The sequence below is a fragment of the Chitinophaga horti genome, from assembly GCF_022867795.2.
GTDB classification, from domain to species: Bacteria; Bacteroidota; Bacteroidia; order Chitinophagales; family Chitinophagaceae; genus Chitinophaga; species Chitinophaga horti.
In genome coordinates this window covers 5,130,742-5,149,620 of the sequence record NZ_CP107006.1, presented here as the reverse complement: position 1 = coordinate 5,149,620, position 18,879 = coordinate 5,130,742, and the positions used below count along the sequence as shown (strand labels likewise).

Sequence of the window (18,879 nt, the reverse complement as noted above, 5' to 3'; positions counted from 1 at the left end):
AAGCCAGATGAAAATTCAGAAAATACAACGCTTCATACTTTCAATACTGCTCGGCTCCGCATTGCTTACTGCATGCGGTAAAGAAGAACGGTTAATGTACCAGGAAGATCCAAGGATCTACTTCACTAAATTTATCGTCAATCCCGATAGCATCGTATACTCCTTTGCTGTTGGTGCGGATAATGTGCAGCATGACACTGCCTGGCTCACCTTCCGTATTATGGGCTCTGCAGCCGATCGGGACCGGGTAATCGCTATTAAAGCGCTGGACAGTTCCACCGCAATAGCAGGTTATCACTATGAAATAAAAGAGCTGGTAATGCCGGCGAAAGCATTCGAAACACGTGTGCCGGTTATCCTGTATCGCCGCCCCGGTTTGAAGGATAGTACGCTGCATGTGGTGTTTGAAATTGACAGCTCGGCCGATTTTCTGCCAGGGTATTCCGATATTCCGAACGCTGCTGCCAATAAGCTGGACCGCCTGCATTACAAGCTTACCGTTACCGATCAGCTGTTGAAGCCGGGCAACTGGGACAATAGCCTGGCATCAAATTTCGGTACCTTCTCCCAAACGAAGTTCAGGTTTATGATACAGGTGACTGGCCGCACCAACTGGACCGGTGCAATCTTTCCCGGTGACCAGGCATTTTATATCCAGTCGGTGAAATACGCCCTGAACAACTATGAACTGGCGAATGGTCCGATGATCGACGAAAACGGAGAACGTGTTGTATTCCCTTAACCGCTAAAAAAGTAAAGCATGAAATTCACTCCCATCATAATGTGTCTGGCGCTTGCACTGCTGGCGGCGGGCTGCTATAAAGACAAGGGTAATTACGATTACATCGATATTAACCGGATTACTATTTCCGACACAACAAGCCGTACCATGTCGGTAATCATCGGCGACTCATTAAAAATAGCACCTGTTGTTACACAGTCTGCTGCCACTAATGAAGACAGCTTAACGTACGAATGGATGGTGTTCGACAACTCACCCAGCTCTTCCTACGCATTGCCTAAAACGGTGATCGCTACCACAAAGGCTTTGGCGATCAAGGTGTCGGCCCCGCCCTTTGTATTGGGTCAGCGCTACCGCCTCTCCTACCGGGTAACCGATAAAAATACCGGCGTAAGTAACGCTATCTTCTGGGATATGACCATGGTAAACAAGTATGGTACCGGCTGGCTGGTGCTGGAAGACAGGAATACCGGCGGCGACCTTTCTATGATCATGCCCAATGGCACGGTGGAACGGAATATTTACAGCCTCCTGAACGGCGGAATGTTACCCGGTAAGCCAGTGAAGTTGGATATGACTTATTACCAGGTGAGCGATGGTTACTCAGTAGATTCAAAAGAGATCCATCTTTTGTCAGAGAATAGTGCGATCGAGCTCAATTATCAAACGATGGTGAAGCTGTGGGACTACCAGTACATTTTCTTTTTACCGCCGGATGTCATTAAACCACAACGCCTGTTTTGGGCATCTACCAGTAATACGTCGCCGACACAGGGCATCATTATCAATAATGGTAAAGTGCATTCCAACTTAGTAGGTGGCTTCCCTGGTACGAAAAAGTTTGGTCAGCAGCTGAGCAAACCCGAAGGTGATTTTAATTACCGTATGGCGCCTTATGTGGCAGGCGGCTCTACTTATACGGCGGTAACGTACGACCAGATCGGCAAACGTTTTTACTCCGTAGGTACTTCCAAACTGCAAACGCTGCCCGTGGTGAGCGGCTCCCTTTTCGATATGAACAACGTCGGCATGGAAATGTTGTTCATGGATACGGCGAACGTAACACGTGAGTACAATGCAGTCATGAAAGACGATGCAAATAATCCATGGCTGCTGCGCTTTAAACTCGTGGTAGCTACAGGCGCCTCGCAAGACCTGGCCCTGCAAAAAGTGCAGATGAACGCCCCGGGAATTTTGACCAAAACGGCGATCGCATCCTCTACCTTAACGCCGCATATCTACTACGCCACCGGCAACACCATTCACCGCTACGAGTCTACATCTAACACGACGACGCAGAAGTTTAGCTTCCCTGCGGAAGAAACAGTTACCTTGCTGAAATATAAGCGTAACCAGTTATTGGGGTCCGAATTGCTGGCCGTTACCTGGGATGGAACACAGGGGCGTGTATACTTTTTTGATCTGAATAACGTTGGAGATTTTACCAACTATCGCGTGAAATACGAAGGCTTTGCCCGTGTCGTAGACCTCGCGTTAAAAATACCATAACCATTAAAAAATACACCAGGTATGAAAAAGATCATGATACTGCTGCTGGCTACTACGGCAGCATATGCGCAAAAGCAACCGGGCTTTGTGCTGAATGGCGAAGTGAAGGGCATGAGCGCCGGTAAACTTTACATTTCCCATACAGAAGCGAAAAAACAGGTAAACGACTCGGTAATGGTGAAGGACGGAAAGTTCACCTACAAAGGGACCAACGCGGGAGAAATGTATTACCTGAACGTGGCCGGTACCCGCAGGGGATATTCGTTTTTTTCTGACAAAGGTGTATTAAGCCTGAAAACCGATACTACGTTTAAGGACGTAACCTTTACCGGCTCGCGCTACAACACCCACTTAAGGGAATGGTTTGACGCCTGGAACAGCATTACGCCTAAGGCGGGTGGTTATTACAAACGCCTGGATGCTGCGAATAAAGTAAAAGATACGGCGGCCATCGCCGAAGTACGTGGACTGTTCGACGATCTTCAACGGGAGCTGGACACAGCGGTGTTTACGTTGGTACGTAAATACCCCGCGTCACCGGTGGCACCCTGGGTCATCATCGATCGTTACATCAATTACCCTGCGCCGGAAAAAGTAGACTTGCTGCTGCCAAAACTGAAACCGGAAGCACTTAATTCTGTATACGGTAAAGAAATCACCGAGATACGGAAGATCGCTGCCAAGACGGGCATTGGCGCCAAGCCTGAATTTGCTTTGGCAGATACTGCCGGCAACATCGTTAAACTCTCCAGCTACCGCGGTAAATATGTATTGGTCGACTTCTGGGCCAGCTGGTGCGGCCCCTGCCGCAAAGAGAACCCGAACGTGGTGACTGCGTTTAACAAGTACCACGACAAAGGTTTTGAAGTACTGGGTGTAACGTTGGATACGAAGAAAGATGCCTGGCTGGCCGCGATTGCAAAAGACGGCCTGGCCTGGTCGCACGTGGGCGATCTGAAAGGATGGAAAAGCGATATCGTGGAAGAATACGGTATACGCGCGGTGCCTACCAACTTCCTGCTGGACCCGTCCGGTAAGGTAATTGCCAAAGACCTGCGGGAAGAAGCCTTGCAGCAAAAGCTTGCACAATTGTTCGCGGGAAAATAATCCGCATCGTGATAGGATGATAAAGGGCTGACCAAAAAGTATTGGTCAGCCCTAATTTATTCGGGTTACCTGATCGAAACTTGTCATCGTTTAAGCGATTCTCAAAGCCTTCATTCACTTTTGGGTCATCCCCCTTGCGTCTGCAAATTTTGGACGGCCTCTGGCGTTACAAACCGGTATTCTTATTGCAGTTTAATCACCGATCAACTCATCCAGCCATGAAAAGAATATTTTTGATACTGATGCCCGCCCTGCTGTTGTTGCTCGCCGCCTGCAGTACCACTCGCGTAGTCGACCGCGAACCGGCCGACGGTTTCTCGCTTTCGTCATACAAAACATTTAACTTTTACGAAGTCTCCGCCTCCGGCGACTCCACCGTTCCGGATGCGGCTTACCGGCAGGGCGTTACCATGCTGCAGCGAGAAATTGCCCGTCAGCTGACGTTACACGGCCTGCACCAGGCGGCTAATCCCGACCTGGAAGTAAATATTGGCCTGGTGTTACAGGAAAAAGTACAAACCCGCCAGACCGATATTCGCGAGGCACCCCGTTACGTAGGGCAGCGCCGCTATTCCTGGAAGAGTGAGGAAATAGAAGTGGGCCGCTATAAGGAAGGTACCGCTACTATTCACCTGGTGGATCGTGCGCAGAACAAAATGGTATGGCGCGGTGTAGTAGAAGATGTGGTGTCGCCGAAGGCCAGCCGGCGCGAGGCGCAGGTGACCGCCGCCGTAGCGGAATTGTTTAAGGATATACGTTAGACGAACCGGCTGCTTTTTGTATATTGGGTGACTATTACGTCCCATGAAAGTTGTTTTTTACACCCTCGTTGTTATTGTATTTTCCGCGTGTTCGTCATCCGTTAAAGTGGCTGAACGTTATCCTGAGCGCCGTCGTCCCAGCCTGGCTCCTTACAAGACCTTTACACTGGTAGAAGAAATGGGTGTATCTGGCCCCCTCGTAGAGCGGCTCGCCGGCGAAAACCACCTGCTGCGCTGGGAACTTGTGCGTATGTTAACGTTGGCTGGCCTGCAGGAAGCGGAAGCCGGGGATCTTATGATACGATATGGCATGGCTACGTTCACCATGAACTCCGGCGCTACGAACCGGCTGCCCTTCACCGCCCCGGAGCTGAGAATGCTCGGCGGCCTGCCCGCAGAAGTGCCCGTACAAAGAATGGGCTCCCGCGGTGCTGAGTACAAACAAAGACGTGCCGTGCTGCAGATTTACGATAAAAGTAACGGTAAACTGATCTGGCACGTCGCCACCAGCGACAACCGCTACGGCAAAGAAAAACACCTGAAAGCCAGTATAACGGCCACCGCATCCACCCTGTTAAAGAAATTGCACTAGGCAGATTCTTTATAATAGAATTTCTGTTAATATCACACGTCCACCCAGCCTGGTAACCCGCTGAAACACAACACCACGGCGATAATTCTCCGGCAGATTTTTCCATCCCGCTATCATATCGTACTTTTACACGCTTCGGAAAGAAGTTTAATTATTACGATTTAACACCACACTCGGGAATGAATCCAAACTACTTGAATGAGCTGAATGAACGGCAGCGGGAAGCGGTAACACATATTAAAGGCCCCCTGATGATCGTTGCCGGCGCCGGCTCCGGTAAAACAAAAGTACTGACCACACGTATCGCCCACCTCATGAAAAATGGCGTGGATGCGTTCAATATATTGTCACTCACCTTTACCAACAAGGCGGCAAAGGAAATGAAGGAGAGGGTAGAAAAGATCCTCGGCGGCAACGAAGCCCGCAACCTGTACATCGGCACCTTCCACTCCGTATTTGCCCGCCTGCTGCGCTCGGACGCTGATAAGATCGGCTATCCGCGCGACTTTACCATTTATGATGCCGACGATGCAAAATCTGTGGTAAAAACCATCATCAACGAGCTGAACCTCGATGATAAACACTACAAACCCAACCTGGTATACAACCGCATCTCCGCTGCTAAAAACAGCCTTATGAGCCCGGAACAATACCAGCACGACTATTACATCACCCAGGAAGACATGCGCGCAAACCGTCCGCTGACGGGTAAGATTTACGACATGTACGCCAAACGCTGTTTCAAGAACGGCGCCATGGACTTCGACGACCTGCTGTACAAATTTTACGTGTTGCTGAAAACAGTGCCCGATGCACTGGCTAAATACCAGCACAAGTTTAAGTACATCATGATCGATGAGTACCAGGATACCAACCCTGCGCAGTACGAGATCATCAAACTGCTCGGTGCCGTGCATGAAAATATTTGCGTGGTGGGCGACGATGCGCAGAGTATCTACTCCTTCCGTGGTGCTACCATCCAAAACATCCTGCAGTTCGAAAAGGACTACACCGATGCGCATGTGGTAAAGCTGGAGCAAAACTACCGCTGTACCAAAAGCATCCTGGGCGTAGCCAATGAAGTAATTGCAAAAAATAAAGGCCAGATCGAAAAGAAACTCTGGACCGACAATACTGAAGGTGAGAAGATTCGCCTGGTACGTACGATGACCGATAACGAAGAAGGTAAGTACGTGGCAGATACGATTGCTGAACAAAAGCTGCGCTACCACTTTGGTAACCGCGACTTCGCGATCCTGTACCGCACCAACGCCCAGAGCCGTGCGTTGGAGGAAAGCTTACGCCGTCTGGCCATCCCGTACCGCATTTTCGGTGGTATTTCGTTCTACCAGCGTAAAGAGGTAAAGGACTTCCTGGCTTACCTGCGTATCATCATCAATGCACGCGATGAGGAAAGCCTGAAACGTATCATCAACTACCCGGTGCGTGGTATCGGTAAAACGAGCATCGACCGCGCGGTGTTGGCGAGCAACGAAAATAACATCACCATGTGGGAAGTACTCGAACGCGCCCGCGAGTTCGGTTTTAAAGCCGGTACCCTCGAAGCGATCGACAACTTCGTACTGATGATCCGCAGCTTCCGCTCCATGCTGGAAAAGAGCAATGCGTACGACGTAGCCGTGCAGGTTGGTAAAAGCACCAATATCGTAAAAGAGCTGTTTAACGATAAAACTACAGAAGGTCTTGCCCGTTACGAGAACGTGCAGGAGTTACTGAACTCCATCAAGGAATTTACCGAAACACCTACCGAAGACGGTGAGCTGCTGGAAAAAAGCCTGGGTGCTTATTTGCAGCAAATCACCCTGCTCACCGATGCCGACCAGGGCAACGATGAGGACAGCGATGTGGTGAAACTGATGACGATCCACGCTGCAAAAGGCCTGGAGTTTCCGGTGGTATTTACCGTGGGTATGGAGGAAACGCTGTTTCCCAGCGGCATGTCCATCAACACCCGCGAGGAGCTGGAAGAGGAGCGCCGCCTGTTCTACGTAGCCGTCACGCGCGCCAAATCCCGCCTGTGGCTTACGTACGCCAACAGCCGTTACCGTTTCGGACAGTTACAACAAAATGAACCGAGCCGCTTCCTCGAAGAAGTGCCGGAAAAATTCCTGGACCGCAGTTATGCAGGCGGCGGTATCCGCAACAGCTTCGGCGGTGGCGGAGGTGCTGCAGGTCGCCCCGGTGGCGGCGGCAGCCCGTTCGATCGGATGCAGAAAAAAGCACCCGGCCAGCAAACGGCTACCACATCCGGCCCAAGGCCAATGCCTAAACCGGCTGCGGCAACAAGCACCCACGTACCTACGCCCGGCTTTGCGCCCGACGATCCCGCTACAATGGAGCCCGGCATGAAAATCGAACACCAGAAATTTGGTTTCGGTGTAATTACCGCCATGGAAGGTGCTGCCAACAACCGTATTGCCACCGTTAACTTCCCCACCGGCGGCGGCGAAAAGAAAATTATGCTCAACTACGCCAAGCTGCGTATCGTAAGGGAATAATGCACGAACAGGAATTACAGAAATTAAGGAACTATTGCGCATACCAGGAGCGCGCCCATTCAGAGGTGCGCTCCAAATGTTTTGAGCTGGGCCTCAAAGGCGAGGCCATCGACCAGCTGATCACCGCCCTCATCGAAGAAAACTTCCTGAACGAGGAACGCTTCGCCTGTGCCTTCGCCGGCGGCAGGTTTCGGATGAAACAATGGGGCCGCAAAAAGATCGTGCAGGAATTAAAGATGAAGCAGGTGTCGCCCTACTGCATTAAAAAGGCCCTCAAGGAAATAGATGAAGACGATTACATGGCCACGTTGAACAAACTGGCGGAGAAGAAATATGAGAGTTTGAAGGGCGAGCAGTACCTGAAACGGCAGTATAAAACCATGCAGTTTTTATTGCAACGGGGATTTGAACAGGAGTTAATCGGGGAGGTAATTAAACAAATCGCAAAATCATCCCCCTAAATCGAAAATTATTCAAATTTTTCTAACCCATAGCGCCGTAATTTTGTTGTTACCCCGTTAACCACGGGAAATGAAAAGAATCATATGTCCGATCTTACCGTAAGTCTTATTCAGGCCAATCTCCACTGGGAAGATAAAGCAGCCAACCTGGCGATGTTTGATGCCAAAATTGACGGCATCAAAGAACGTACTGAAGTCATTATTCTACCCGAAATGTTCAGCACCGGTTTTTCCATGCAACCCGAAAGGCTCGCAGAAACGATGGACGGACAGGCGGTAACCTGGATGAAGCAGAAGGCGAAGGAAAAGAACGCGATCATCATGGGCAGTCTGATCATCGAAGAAGGTGGTCAGTACCTGAACCGTCTTATCTGGATGCAGCCCAACGGCGTATATGGCACTTACGACAAACGCCACCTTTTTGCGTTTGCAGACGAACATAATCACTACACACCCGGCGATAAACGCCTCATTGCCCAGGTAAAAGGCTGGAAGATCAACCTGGCGGTATGTTACGACCTGCGTTTCCCGGTTTGGGCGCGCAACGTAATCAACGGCGACGGCGCACCGGAGTACGACCTGCTTATCAACGTAGCCAACTGGCCCGAAAGGCGTAATGTGCATTGGAAAACCTTGCTACACGCCCGCGCGATCGAAAATCAGTGTTACGTGATCGGTGTGAACCGCGTTGGCAACGATGGCAATAACATCTACCACAGCGGCGACAGCAGCCTGATCGACCCGCTGGGAGAGATCGTTTACCGCAAAGAACACGACGAAGACGTATTTACTTATACCCTTTCGCGCCAGCACCTGGACGAGGTACGGGGCCGGCTCCCCTTCCTGAAGGACGCCGATAAATTTATGATACTCTAACATGCAGGGCTGGCCTTTGAGCCGGCCCTGTTTCATCTTACACATATGTTGCACGCCTACACGAACGGAATCATTGCATCGCCCACTGGCTGGTTACAAGGCCACACCATCCTCACCGAAAACGGAAAAGTAACCGCGTTAGTGGCCGATGGAGAAGTGAAAGAAACGGTACATACCACCGACCTCCAGGGCGATTACATCGCCCCCGCATTTATTGATATGCAGATCTACGGCGGCGGTGGCGAACTGTTTTCCATGTACCCGAGCGTGCAATCGCTTACCACTTTATATGGCTACTGCAAAAGCGGCGGCGCGGCCTACTTCATGGCTACCATACCCACCAGCTCTACAGAATTGATGCTGGCAGCCATGAAGGCGGTGAAAGCATACTGGGAGCAAGGCGGCCAGGGATTACTCGGCCTCCACCTCGAAGGTCCGTTCTTCAATCCCGTAAAGAAAGGTGCCCACATCGAAGCCTATATCAAAGTGCCAACTGCGGCGGATATCGACTGGATTTTGGAAGAAGGCAAAGGCATCGTAAAAATGATGACCCTCGCCCCCGAACGTTGCGACATCCAACTCGTAAAGCGCCTGATGGATGCCGGCATCATCATTTCTGCCGGCCATAGCAACGCCACTTACCCTGAGGCCTACGCTGGTTTTGAGGCCGGCATTCCCGCCGCCACACACCTGTACAATGCTATGTCGGGCTTCCAGCACCGCGAGCCGGGCATGCCGGGCGCTATTTTCGATCATCCGAAAGTAATGGCCAGCATCGTGGTGGACGGCGTGCATGTAAATTACAACGCGGTGCGCATCAGCAAAAAGATATTGGGCGAACGTTTATACCTCATCACCGATGCGGTAGACGAAAACCTGGAAGGTGACTATAAATATATTCGCCGTCCCGATCGCTTCGTGACGCCGGAGGGTATCCTGTCTGGCTCCTGCCTCACCATGTTGCAGGCGGTGCAAAACTGCGTAACGCATGTAGGCATCGATTTACATGAAGCCCTGCGTATGGCCGCCGAATACCCGGCGCGGCTGTTAACACGTGAGGTGCCGCTGGGCATGATCGCTCCGGGTTACGAGGCCGCCTTTGTTGTGCTCGACCGCTCCCTGGCACTGAAACAATTGCTGCTGCCCCAAACTATTTCATAACTTCGCCCCCTATGTCTACCTTTCTTAGTTATATCAGGCGGGATAAGTATAAAAGCATTTTCTATTTCGTGTGGTTTGCCCTGGGCGTTGCGCAGGCACTCTTTACCGGTTTGATGGACGATGAGGCTTATTACTGGGTGTACAGCCGCAACCTCAGCTGGGGCTATTTCGACCATCCGCCGATGATCGCGCTGCTCATTAAACTGGGTTACGCGGTATTTCATAACGAATTGGGCGTACGTATAGGCATGGTCGTACTGAATGTACTTACGCTCATGCTGGTAGACGATATGCTGCGCCCGAAGAACAACCGGGTGTTTTACCTGATCATGGGCGCCATGGGCGCCATGCAGCTCGGGGGCATGCTGGCTGTGCCGGATGTGCCGCTCATTTTCTTCGCGACCCTTTACTTCCGTATTTATAAAGACTTTCTCGAAAAGCAGGACTGGCAAAACACGATTCTGCTGGGCCTGAGCATGGCGCTGATGTTTTACAGCAAATACCACGGCGTATTGCTTGTCTTCTTCACAGTACTGAGCAACGTAAGCCTGCTGAAAGTGACCCGTTATTACATCGCCTGCATCATCACCACGGTACTGTTCCTGCCACATATTTACTGGCAATACACGCATCATTTCCCATCGCTGCAATACCACCTGGTGGAGCGTAATGCGGATGCCTACCAGCTCAATTATTCCATCGAATATATTATCGGGCAGTTATTGTTATTCGGTCCGCTCATGGGCTGGCTGTTACTCTATTACGCATTCAGCAGCCCGGTACAGCGCACGTTTGAACGTACATTGAAGTTCTGCCTGACGGGTGTACTCGTCTTCTTCCTGATCAGCACATTCAAAGGCCGCGTAGAGGCTAACTGGACGGTAATGGTCTTTACACCACTTGTCATCCTGGCGCACCAGTCTATCATCCGCAATAAACGTAGCCTGAAGCCACTGATCTACACACTGCCCATATCGTTGGCGCTGGTGCTGGTGACACGTGTATACATGGTCTGGGACTTTATGCCTGGCGTACATGTGCGCCCGGAGCTGCACCATAACCAGGAATGGGCAAATGCTATTAAAGCGAAAGCCGGTGACCGGCCGGTTGTTTTTTTCAACAGCTACCAGGCGCCCTCTAAATACATGTTCTACACTGGCGGCGAAGCGTATAGCTTTAATACGGTGAGCAACCGCCGCAGCCAGTACAATTACTGGCATATGGAGGAGCCGATCTGGAATAAAGAAGTATTGCTGGTCGGCGGCTATCGCCCGTTCTTTCAGCAGCCCGACAGCCTGACCGACGCCCGCGGCAAGATTTACCTCGAAAAATATGCGCCGTACGTGTCTTATTCGCTCCTGCAGTTCACGCAGGCCGAAAGTAAGGTAACGACTACGCCTGGGGCCGACCTGCATTTCCGGCTCGGTAAGCAGTCCGATTACACAGTGGCGCTGCCTTTCCCGGCGGATAGGCCGGCGGTAACGGGCTACGCGATCATGGGTAAGGATAAATACTTCGATACCGTAAGGACCACGCTCACGCTCAGAGAAGCACTCACCCGCGACTCGATCGATGTACTCGTAAAAGCACCGCAAACGCCCGGCAGTTACCGACTCAAATACACGGTCTTTGTACCCGGACTGCCACCCACACACAACAGTCAAACCATCAAACTCATTGTCGAATAAACAAGGGCGTTGCGTTGCACACTTCCCCGTTAATTTTTCTCTTCACCTTGCAAAATCAAATATTAACATTTACTTTAGGAAAGTTATTCCATGTTAAAGACAGACTTGTAGTTTCGTGCGCCCGGTTTTTATTCCACTGTTAATGCATCATACTGTATCGTTGTAACCGGCCTAAACTATCCCGGATGAATATTGATAATACACATCTCTCTACCTTATGGCATAAAATAGTGACCCAAAGCGATCAGAAAGCTTTTGAGGAACTGTTTACAGGCTGTTATACGCGCCTGGTGAAGTTTGCCGCCGAATACCTGCAAAGCACAGAAGCAGCCGAAGAGGTAGTGTCCGACGTGTTCATGAAACTGTGGACCGGCAGGCAGCAATTCGAAGCCGTAGCGCATATCGGCAAATACCTGTTTACCGCGGTACGCAACCAATCGCTCAATCACCTCCGACAGTTTTCCAATATCCATATCGTATCCACCGACGACGCCGGCGAAGCCCGCCTCGTCAACACCTTTGACCCCTGCTCAGCCACCGAATGGCGGGAGCTGCTGTTGCGCCTCGACGAGGCCGTAGAGCAATTATCACCCCGCAGGCGTATGATTTTCCGCCTTATTAAAGATGAAGGCTTTAAACCGAAAGAGGTGGCGGAGATCCTCCAGCTCTCTCACCGTACGGTAGAAACCCAGTTATTCCAGGCGGTAAAACAATTACATGTCATTCTCGCGCCCTACCTGTCGGACTACCGGCAAAAAACACCTGCGACGGATATCTTGTCTATAGCGGGTTTGCTGGCTATCTTACTCCCAGGAATGGCTTCCTGAAATTTTTTTTGGTAACGGATACGTAAGTTCGGTTTGTTTTGGTGTCATATGTATACACGCGCTAATTCCACGTTATGCACATGCACACCGACCGGTATATATGGCTGTTATCTAAAAAGCTTTCGGGCGATATTTCTGCAGCAGAACTGCAGGAGCTGGATGCCCTGTTGAAAGCCGATCCCAGCCTGGCTAAAGGCCAGGAGCTGATGCAGCGTTTCTGGAAGCAGCGCGAAACAGGCGACGATTCTATTCACTCCTCCCAGGCTTTCGAACGCCTTGTTTCTCAAATGAAAGCAGCCGATGTATGGGAAGAAGCACCGGTGCGCACAGTTAAACGCGCCTGGCTGGCACCCTTGCTTAAAATCGCCGCTGTATTGGTATTGGTTACCGGTGCCTGGCTATTGTACAGCCATAACGCGAACCAGGACGATCTACGCACCGAACATAATCAACGTGGCAAACGCTCCCTCATTAAACTGGCCGATGGTACTACCGTATGGCTGAACGCCGACAGCGAATTAAAGTATCCGCCTCGTTTTGCCAGTAACAGCCGCGAAGTTTACCTCAGCGGCGAAGCTTATTTCGACGTAGCGCGCGATGCTTCGCGTCCGTTTATTGTGCATACCGACAGGATGCGCATTCATGTGCTGGGTACAAGTTTCAATATCAAATCATACCCCGGCGACCGCGCTTATGAAGCCACGCTCATTACAGGAGAAGTAGAAGTGACGCTCGCCGCGCAACCCGATAAAAAAATACGATTAAAACCTTCCGATAAACTGGTGCTGCCCGCAACGGACAGCTTCCAGGTAGAACATGCCCACGATCCGCTGATCAGCAGGCCAACCTATTATCCGCCGGAAGATAGCGCGATCATTGAGACCGCCTGGGTCGACAATATGCTGCTGTTCCGCGACGAAGACTTTGCCAGCCTTGCCTTGCGCATGGAGCGCTGGTATAATGTAACCATCCGTTTTGATAATAAATCGCTGGAACAACTCCGGTTCACCGGCGCCTTTAAAAAAGAAACACCTGAAGAAGCGCTGGAAGCGCTGCAGGTGATCGAGTCGTTTAACTACAGGCACGAAGACGATGCCCTGGTCATTTACTGAATTAAAAAACTGAGATAATATAGCAACGCAAACAGAACAACCAAAATAAAAAAAACGGGAAACGCTGAAACATTTCCCGCTTAATCAGCATGTAAGGAGGCCTTAGTTTTGAGCGACCGCGGCTTCCTATTGTTTACTACTAATTCTACGTAAGTTATGAAAAAAAAGCATCTGGTGCATGCTTTCGGACCGCCGCATGTGCTGCTAAAGGTACTTGTCGTTATGAAACTGACCTTTTTATTTATCCTCGTTTCCTTTCTTCACCTTTCTGCCTCTGTGCATTCGCAGGACAGGGTTACCATGGACCTGCGCGAAGCCGATATCCGGAAGGTGTTAATGGCCATAGAGGCACAAACGAAATACCACTTCCTGTTCAGCGAACGTAAGTTGCAGCCCGACAAAAAAGTGGACCTCAACGTAAAAGAGGAAAATGTATTTAAAGTGCTGGAAGCCGTGCTGCCTATGGCCAACCTGCAGTACAAACTGCTGGACGGTAACCTCATTGCCATTACTACCCGAGGGGAAGATAACCTGTCGAAAGTATTGCGCAAGGATGTACGCGGCATTGTAACGGATACCAGCGGCTCGCCGCTGCCCGGCGTTACCATTGCCGTAAAGGAAAAGCCAAGTGTAGGTACTACTACCGACTTAAACGGTAAGTACGTGCTGGATATTCCAGAAGGCGGCACCGCACTGATATTCAGCATGATCGGTTACGATAAACAGGAAATATCATTGAATGGCCGCGACGTCATCAATGTGCAACTGGCGCCTGCGAGCAACCAACTGGACGAAACCGTGATCGTAGGCTTCGGTAAACAGAAAAAGAAAGAGGTAGTAGGCGCGATGACCACCATCAACCCGAGAGAATTAAAGGTGCCCTCCAGTAACCTGACCACTGCACTGGCAGGCCGTATGGCCGGCGTAATTGCTTACCAGCGTAGCGGTGAACCAGGTGCAGATAATGCAGACTTTTTCATTCGCGGTGTGACCACATTCGGTTATAAAAAAGACCCGCTCATCCTCATCGACGGTATAGAATTGACCACCACTGACCTTGCCCGCATGCAGGTAGATGATATCGCCAGCTTCTCTATTTTGAAAGATGCGACATCCACCGCTTTATACGGTGCCCGTGGTGCAAATGGTGTAATTCTCGTTACCACCAAAGAAGGGGTGGAAGGTAAGGCCCGCGTATCTGTACGTGTAGAAAACTCACTTTCCGCACCTACTGAAAACGTAGAACTGGCCGACCCTATCACGTACATGAAATTAGGCAACGAAGCCGTGGTAACCCGCGATCCGCTGGGTAAACAATTGTACTCCGAAGCGAAGATCGATAACACGATCGCGGGTACAAATCCCCTGGTATATCCCGCAACTGACTGGCGTAGGGAGCTGTTCAAAACACACACGAACAACCAGCGCGCGAACCTGAATATTTCCGGCGGTGGTAAAATTGCCCGCTACTACCTGGCCGCTACCATGAACCAGGACAATGGCGTGCTGAAAGTGGATAAGCGGAACAACTTCAACAATAACATCAACTTAAAAACATACGCACTCCGCTCGAACGTTAACATCAACCTGACTAAATCAACTGAAATTGGTGTACGCCTGTATGGTACGTTCGATGATTATACCGGTCCGCTCACCAGCGGTACGGATATGTACAACCGGGTGATGTACGCTAACCCGGTGCTGTTCCCGGCTTATTACCCGATGGATGATGCGCATACGCATACGCAGCATATTATGTTCGGTAACTTCGGTACAGGTAACTACATCAACCCATATGCAGATATGGTGAAGGGTTATAAAGAATACACCCGTTCCACCATCGTAGCGCAGTTTGAAGCGAAACAGGATTTTTCGTTTATCACAGAAGGTTTGTCGGTGCATGCGTTGTTCAATACGACCCGCACTTCCTTCTTCGACGTCGCCCGTTTCTATAAGCCGTTCTGGTACCAGGTGCAGCAGTACGATAAGTACGCCGATAACTATACGCTGGGCATCATCAATCCGAATGACGGTACCGAGTACCTCGAATACGACGAGGGTAACAAAGACATTCGCGCCACCACGTATTTACAAACGACTGCCAACTATAACCGCACCTTCAGGGATAAACATAACTTCAGCGCGATGCTGGTATTCCTGATGAACAACCAGATCACCGCGAATGCAGGCAGCCTGCAACTCTCGCTGCCGCATCGTAACATCGGTTTATCGGGTCGTTACACGTACTCCTATGATAACCGTTATTTCGTGGAGTTCGATTTCGGGTATAACGGATCGGAGAGATTTCATAAGGACAAACGTTTCGGCTTCTTCCCATCTGTGGGCGGCGCGTGGATCATCTCCAATGAAAAGTTCCTGAAGCCTTACCAGCACATCCTGCATAACCTGAAACTGCGTTACACTTACGGTCTCGTAGGTAACGATGCGATTGGTGCGCCGGAGGACAGGTTCTTCTATTTATCTGATGTAAATATGAATGATCCCGGTCGCTCGTCTGCCTTTGGTACGGACTACACTTACAGCCGCCCGGGCATTAACGTGAATCGTTACGGCAATAACAACATCACCTGGGAAACGGCTACTAAAACCAACTGGGGCCTGGAGATCGGGTTGAACAATAACCTGAACATTTTGCTCGATGTGTACACTGAGTATCGCCGCAACATCCTCATGACCCGCGCGTCTATCCCGGTAACGATGGGTGTAGTTTCCTCTTCGGATGTAAAAGCGAATATCGGTGAGGCCAGCGGTAAAGGGATGGACCTTTCCATTGACTACAGCCATAACTTCTCCCGTCACCTCTGGATGCAGGCACGTGCAAACTTTACGTATTCTACGAGCAAGTTTGAGGTGTTCGAAGAACCTGATTATGACGAAAGATATTTGTCCATGATCGGTCAGCCGTTGTCACAAGTACGTGGTTACATTGCAGAACGTTTGTTTGCCGATGATAAAGAAGTGCTGAACTCCCCGCACCAAAGCTTTGGCGAGTACATGGCCGGCGATATTAAGTACCACGATGTAAACGGCGATGGCATTATCTCTACCCGCGACCTGGTGCCCATTGGTTATCCTACTACCCCTGAGATCGTGTATGGCTTCGGCTTCTCCGTAGGGTATAAAAGCTTCGATCTGTCCGCCTTCTTCCAGGGCCTGGCGCGTGAATCGTTCTGGATCAATCCCACCACTACAGCACCTTTTGTGAACGACAGGGCTTTGCTGAAAGCCTATGCAGACGATCATTGGTCAGAAGATAATCGTAACCTGTACGCTATCTGGCCGCGACTGAGCAATCGTAACATCAATAACAACCAGGTGAGCAGTACGTGGTTCATGCGTAATGGTGCGTTCCTGCGCCTCAAAACCGCCGAACTGGGTTACACCCTGCCACAGGCGACTACGCGCCGTATCAAGATCGAAAAGGCGCGTTTTTATGCGAGCGGCATCAACTTGTTTGCCCTCAGTCGCTTCAAACTCTGGGATGTGGAAATGGGCGGCAATGGATTAGGTTACCCGGTACAACGAGTGATCAACTTCGGAACACAAATTTCTTTTTAACCATCAGCACTTAATGATATGATGATAAAACTAACCAGGAACGTAAAATTATGGCTGGTGTTACTAAGCTGGCCGGTGGTGTTTGGTTGCCATTACCTGGACATTGTGCCGGATAACGTAGCCACAGTAGACTATGTATTTCGCATGCGCAGTAAGGCCGAGCAATACCTGTTCACCTTGTACAGCTATCAGCCAAGGTATACCGATCAATATAACTACCTAACCATTCTCGGCGGCGATGAGCTGTGGGGCAATGACTACAATGTAAATATCAGCATGCCTGCCTGGCAGATTGCGCGCGGGTTTCAGAATATAGTAGATCCATATTCCAACTACTGGGGCGGTACGCGCGGCGGCCGTGGTATGTTCGTGGCCATCCGCGACTGTAACACGTTTATCGAAAACATCGATAAGGTGCCGGATATGGATGATTACGAAAAGAAACGCTGGAAGGCGGAAGCGACTTTTCTGAAAGCGTACTATCACTACTTCCTTTTCCGTATGTACGGGCCTATTCCGCTGCTCGATAAAAATTTGCCCATTTCCAGTGGTCCTAATGAAGTAAAAGTATGGCAGATGCCGGTGGATTCCTGCGTGAATTACATCGCCAGTCTGCTGGACGAAGCTGCATTGGAGCTGCCTCCGCAAATCGTGAACGAGGCGACCGAACTGGGTCGCGCAACCAAGGCTGTAGCGTTAAGTGTAAAGGCGCAATTGCTCGTTACTGCTGCCAGCCCGCTCTTTAACGGCAACAGCGATTATGCAGATGTGGTGAACAAAAAAGGCGAGCATCTCTTCTCAACCTCAGTAGATCCGAAGAAATGGGAAAGAGCAGCGGAAGCATGCCGCATAGCGATAGAACAGTGTCACGCTGTCGGTTTAAAACTTTACTATCAAAATCCGGCGTTCATTCCTTTTAAAGTGTCGGATCGTACGGTAACGGAAATGAGCATACGGAATGCAGTGTGTCTGAAGTGGAACTCCGAAATAGTATGGGCCAGCACCAATAGCCGCGCAGGCGGCCTTCAGCAGGAAGCTATTCCGAAACTCTATACCAGCGATAAGCAGAATGGCGCATGGTCCACGTTCGGCGTGCCGTTTAAGATCGTTGAGCAATTTTATACAAAGAACGGCGTGCCTATCAACGAAGATGTAACCTGGGATTATAACAACCGTTATGCACAGCGCACCGCTACCAATAACGAGCGGTTGATGCTGAAGCCGAATTACATCACGGCTAATCTCAACTTCGACCGTGAGATTCGTTACTATGCCGATCTTGGTTTTGATGCCAGTCGCTGGTACGGCAGCAGCCGCTTTTCCGACTCCGATAATGTTTACGTAGAAGCCAAGCTGGGCCAGGTATCCAACAACCACGCATGGGCGTATTCCATGACTGGCTACTGGCCTAAAAAGCTGGTGAACCCGGCTACTATATCAAGTGCTACAGAGCTAACGATACAATCATATCCCTGGCCTGTAATCCGCCTGGCCGATCTGTACTTGCTTTACGCGGAAGCGTTAAACGAAAGTGCAGGTCCCGGCGCGGAAACCTGGAAGTGGATCAATGAAGTGCGCGCACGTGCAGGGCTGAAGTCCGTGGAAGAATCCTGGACGCAGTTCTCCTCTAACCCAACTGCTTACACGACAAAGCCCGGTATGAGGAAAATCATTCACCAGGAAAGGTTGATCGAAATGGCGTTTGAAGGCGCTCGCTTCTGGGATTTGCGCCGCTGGAAGGAGGCCGAGTATGTGATGAACGAACCCGTGCGCGGCTGGAACTATACTGGTAAAACGGCTGATGAATATTATCAGCCAAGGTTACTCTACAACCAGACGTTCCGCAAACGCGACTACCTGTGGCCCATTATGGAGAATGACCTGATCGTGAACAACCAGCTGGTGCAAACCCCGGGCTGGTAATCTTTCAACTTTAATTATAGCA

14 protein-coding genes are annotated in these 18,879 nt (G+C 50.5%); all 14 read left to right on the top strand.

The genetic code is table 11. The features are described 5' to 3' along the window. Positions 1-7: 7 nt before the first annotated feature. Positions 8-742: a DUF4843 domain-containing protein gene (locus tag MKQ68_RS20715; RefSeq protein WP_264280763.1), complete on the top strand. Its 735-nt coding sequence runs from the start codon at positions 8-10 to the stop codon at positions 740-742. 18 nt (positions 743-760) lie between these two features. Further along, positions 761-2,251, top strand: coding sequence for a PKD-like family lipoprotein (locus tag MKQ68_RS20710; RefSeq protein WP_264280762.1), 1,491 nt, complete (start codon positions 761-763; stop codon positions 2,249-2,251). A 21-nt stretch (positions 2,252-2,272) separates the two neighbouring features. After that, positions 2,273-3,358: a TlpA disulfide reductase family protein gene (locus MKQ68_RS20705; protein ID WP_264280761.1), complete on the top strand. Its 1,086-nt coding sequence runs from the start codon at positions 2,273-2,275 to the stop codon at positions 3,356-3,358. A gap of 218 nt (positions 3,359-3,576) precedes the next feature. Beyond that, entirely contained in the window at positions 3,577-4,119 is a 543-nt protein-coding gene (locus tag MKQ68_RS20700) for a DUF4136 domain-containing protein (protein ID WP_264280760.1), read from the top strand. Positions 4,120-4,162: 43 nt separating this feature from the next. Next, a complete protein-coding gene (locus MKQ68_RS20695; protein ID WP_264280759.1) occupies positions 4,163-4,711 on the top strand; it encodes a DUF4136 domain-containing protein in 549 nt (182 codons plus the stop codon). A gap of 179 nt (positions 4,712-4,890) precedes the next feature. After that, entirely contained in the window at positions 4,891-7,230 is a 2,340-nt protein-coding gene (locus MKQ68_RS20690) for an ATP-dependent helicase (protein WP_264280758.1), read from the top strand. Continuing rightward, positions 7,230-7,691, top strand: a complete 462-nt coding sequence (locus tag MKQ68_RS20685) for a regulatory protein RecX (RefSeq protein ID WP_264280757.1) — start codon at positions 7,230-7,232, stop codon at positions 7,689-7,691. Before MKQ68_RS20690 ends, MKQ68_RS20685 begins: the two co-directional genes overlap by 1 nt. Before the next feature lie 84 nt (positions 7,692-7,775). After that, positions 7,776-8,567 (top strand): amidohydrolase, encoded by a 792-nt coding sequence (locus tag MKQ68_RS20680; protein WP_264280756.1) that lies wholly within the window; start codon positions 7,776-7,778, stop codon positions 8,565-8,567. Positions 8,568-8,612: 45 nt separating this feature from the next. After that, positions 8,613-9,728: an N-acetylglucosamine-6-phosphate deacetylase gene (nagA, locus tag MKQ68_RS20675; RefSeq protein WP_264280755.1), complete on the top strand. Its 1,116-nt coding sequence runs from the start codon at positions 8,613-8,615 to the stop codon at positions 9,726-9,728. Positions 9,729-9,739: 11 nt separating this feature from the next. Continuing rightward, positions 9,740-11,416 (top strand): ArnT family glycosyltransferase, encoded by a 1,677-nt coding sequence (locus tag MKQ68_RS20670; protein WP_264280754.1) that lies wholly within the window; start codon positions 9,740-9,742, stop codon positions 11,414-11,416. 185 nt (positions 11,417-11,601) lie between these two features. Beyond that, positions 11,602-12,243, top strand: a complete 642-nt coding sequence (locus tag MKQ68_RS20665; protein ID WP_264280753.1) for an RNA polymerase sigma-70 factor — start codon at positions 11,602-11,604, stop codon at positions 12,241-12,243. Positions 12,244-12,317: 74 nt separating this feature from the next. Further along, positions 12,318-13,355, top strand: coding sequence for a FecR family protein (locus MKQ68_RS20660; protein ID WP_264280752.1), 1,038 nt, complete (start codon positions 12,318-12,320; stop codon positions 13,353-13,355). A gap of 156 nt (positions 13,356-13,511) precedes the next feature. Continuing rightward, a complete protein-coding gene (locus tag MKQ68_RS20655; RefSeq protein ID WP_264280751.1) occupies positions 13,512-16,934 on the top strand; it encodes a TonB-dependent receptor in 3,423 nt (1,140 codons plus the stop codon). Positions 16,935-16,952: 18 nt separating this feature from the next. Then, on the top strand, positions 16,953-18,857 hold the full coding sequence (locus MKQ68_RS20650; protein ID WP_264280750.1) for a RagB/SusD family nutrient uptake outer membrane protein: 1,905 nt from the start codon (positions 16,953-16,955) through the stop codon (positions 18,855-18,857). The last annotated feature ends 22 nt before the right edge of the window (positions 18,858-18,879 follow it).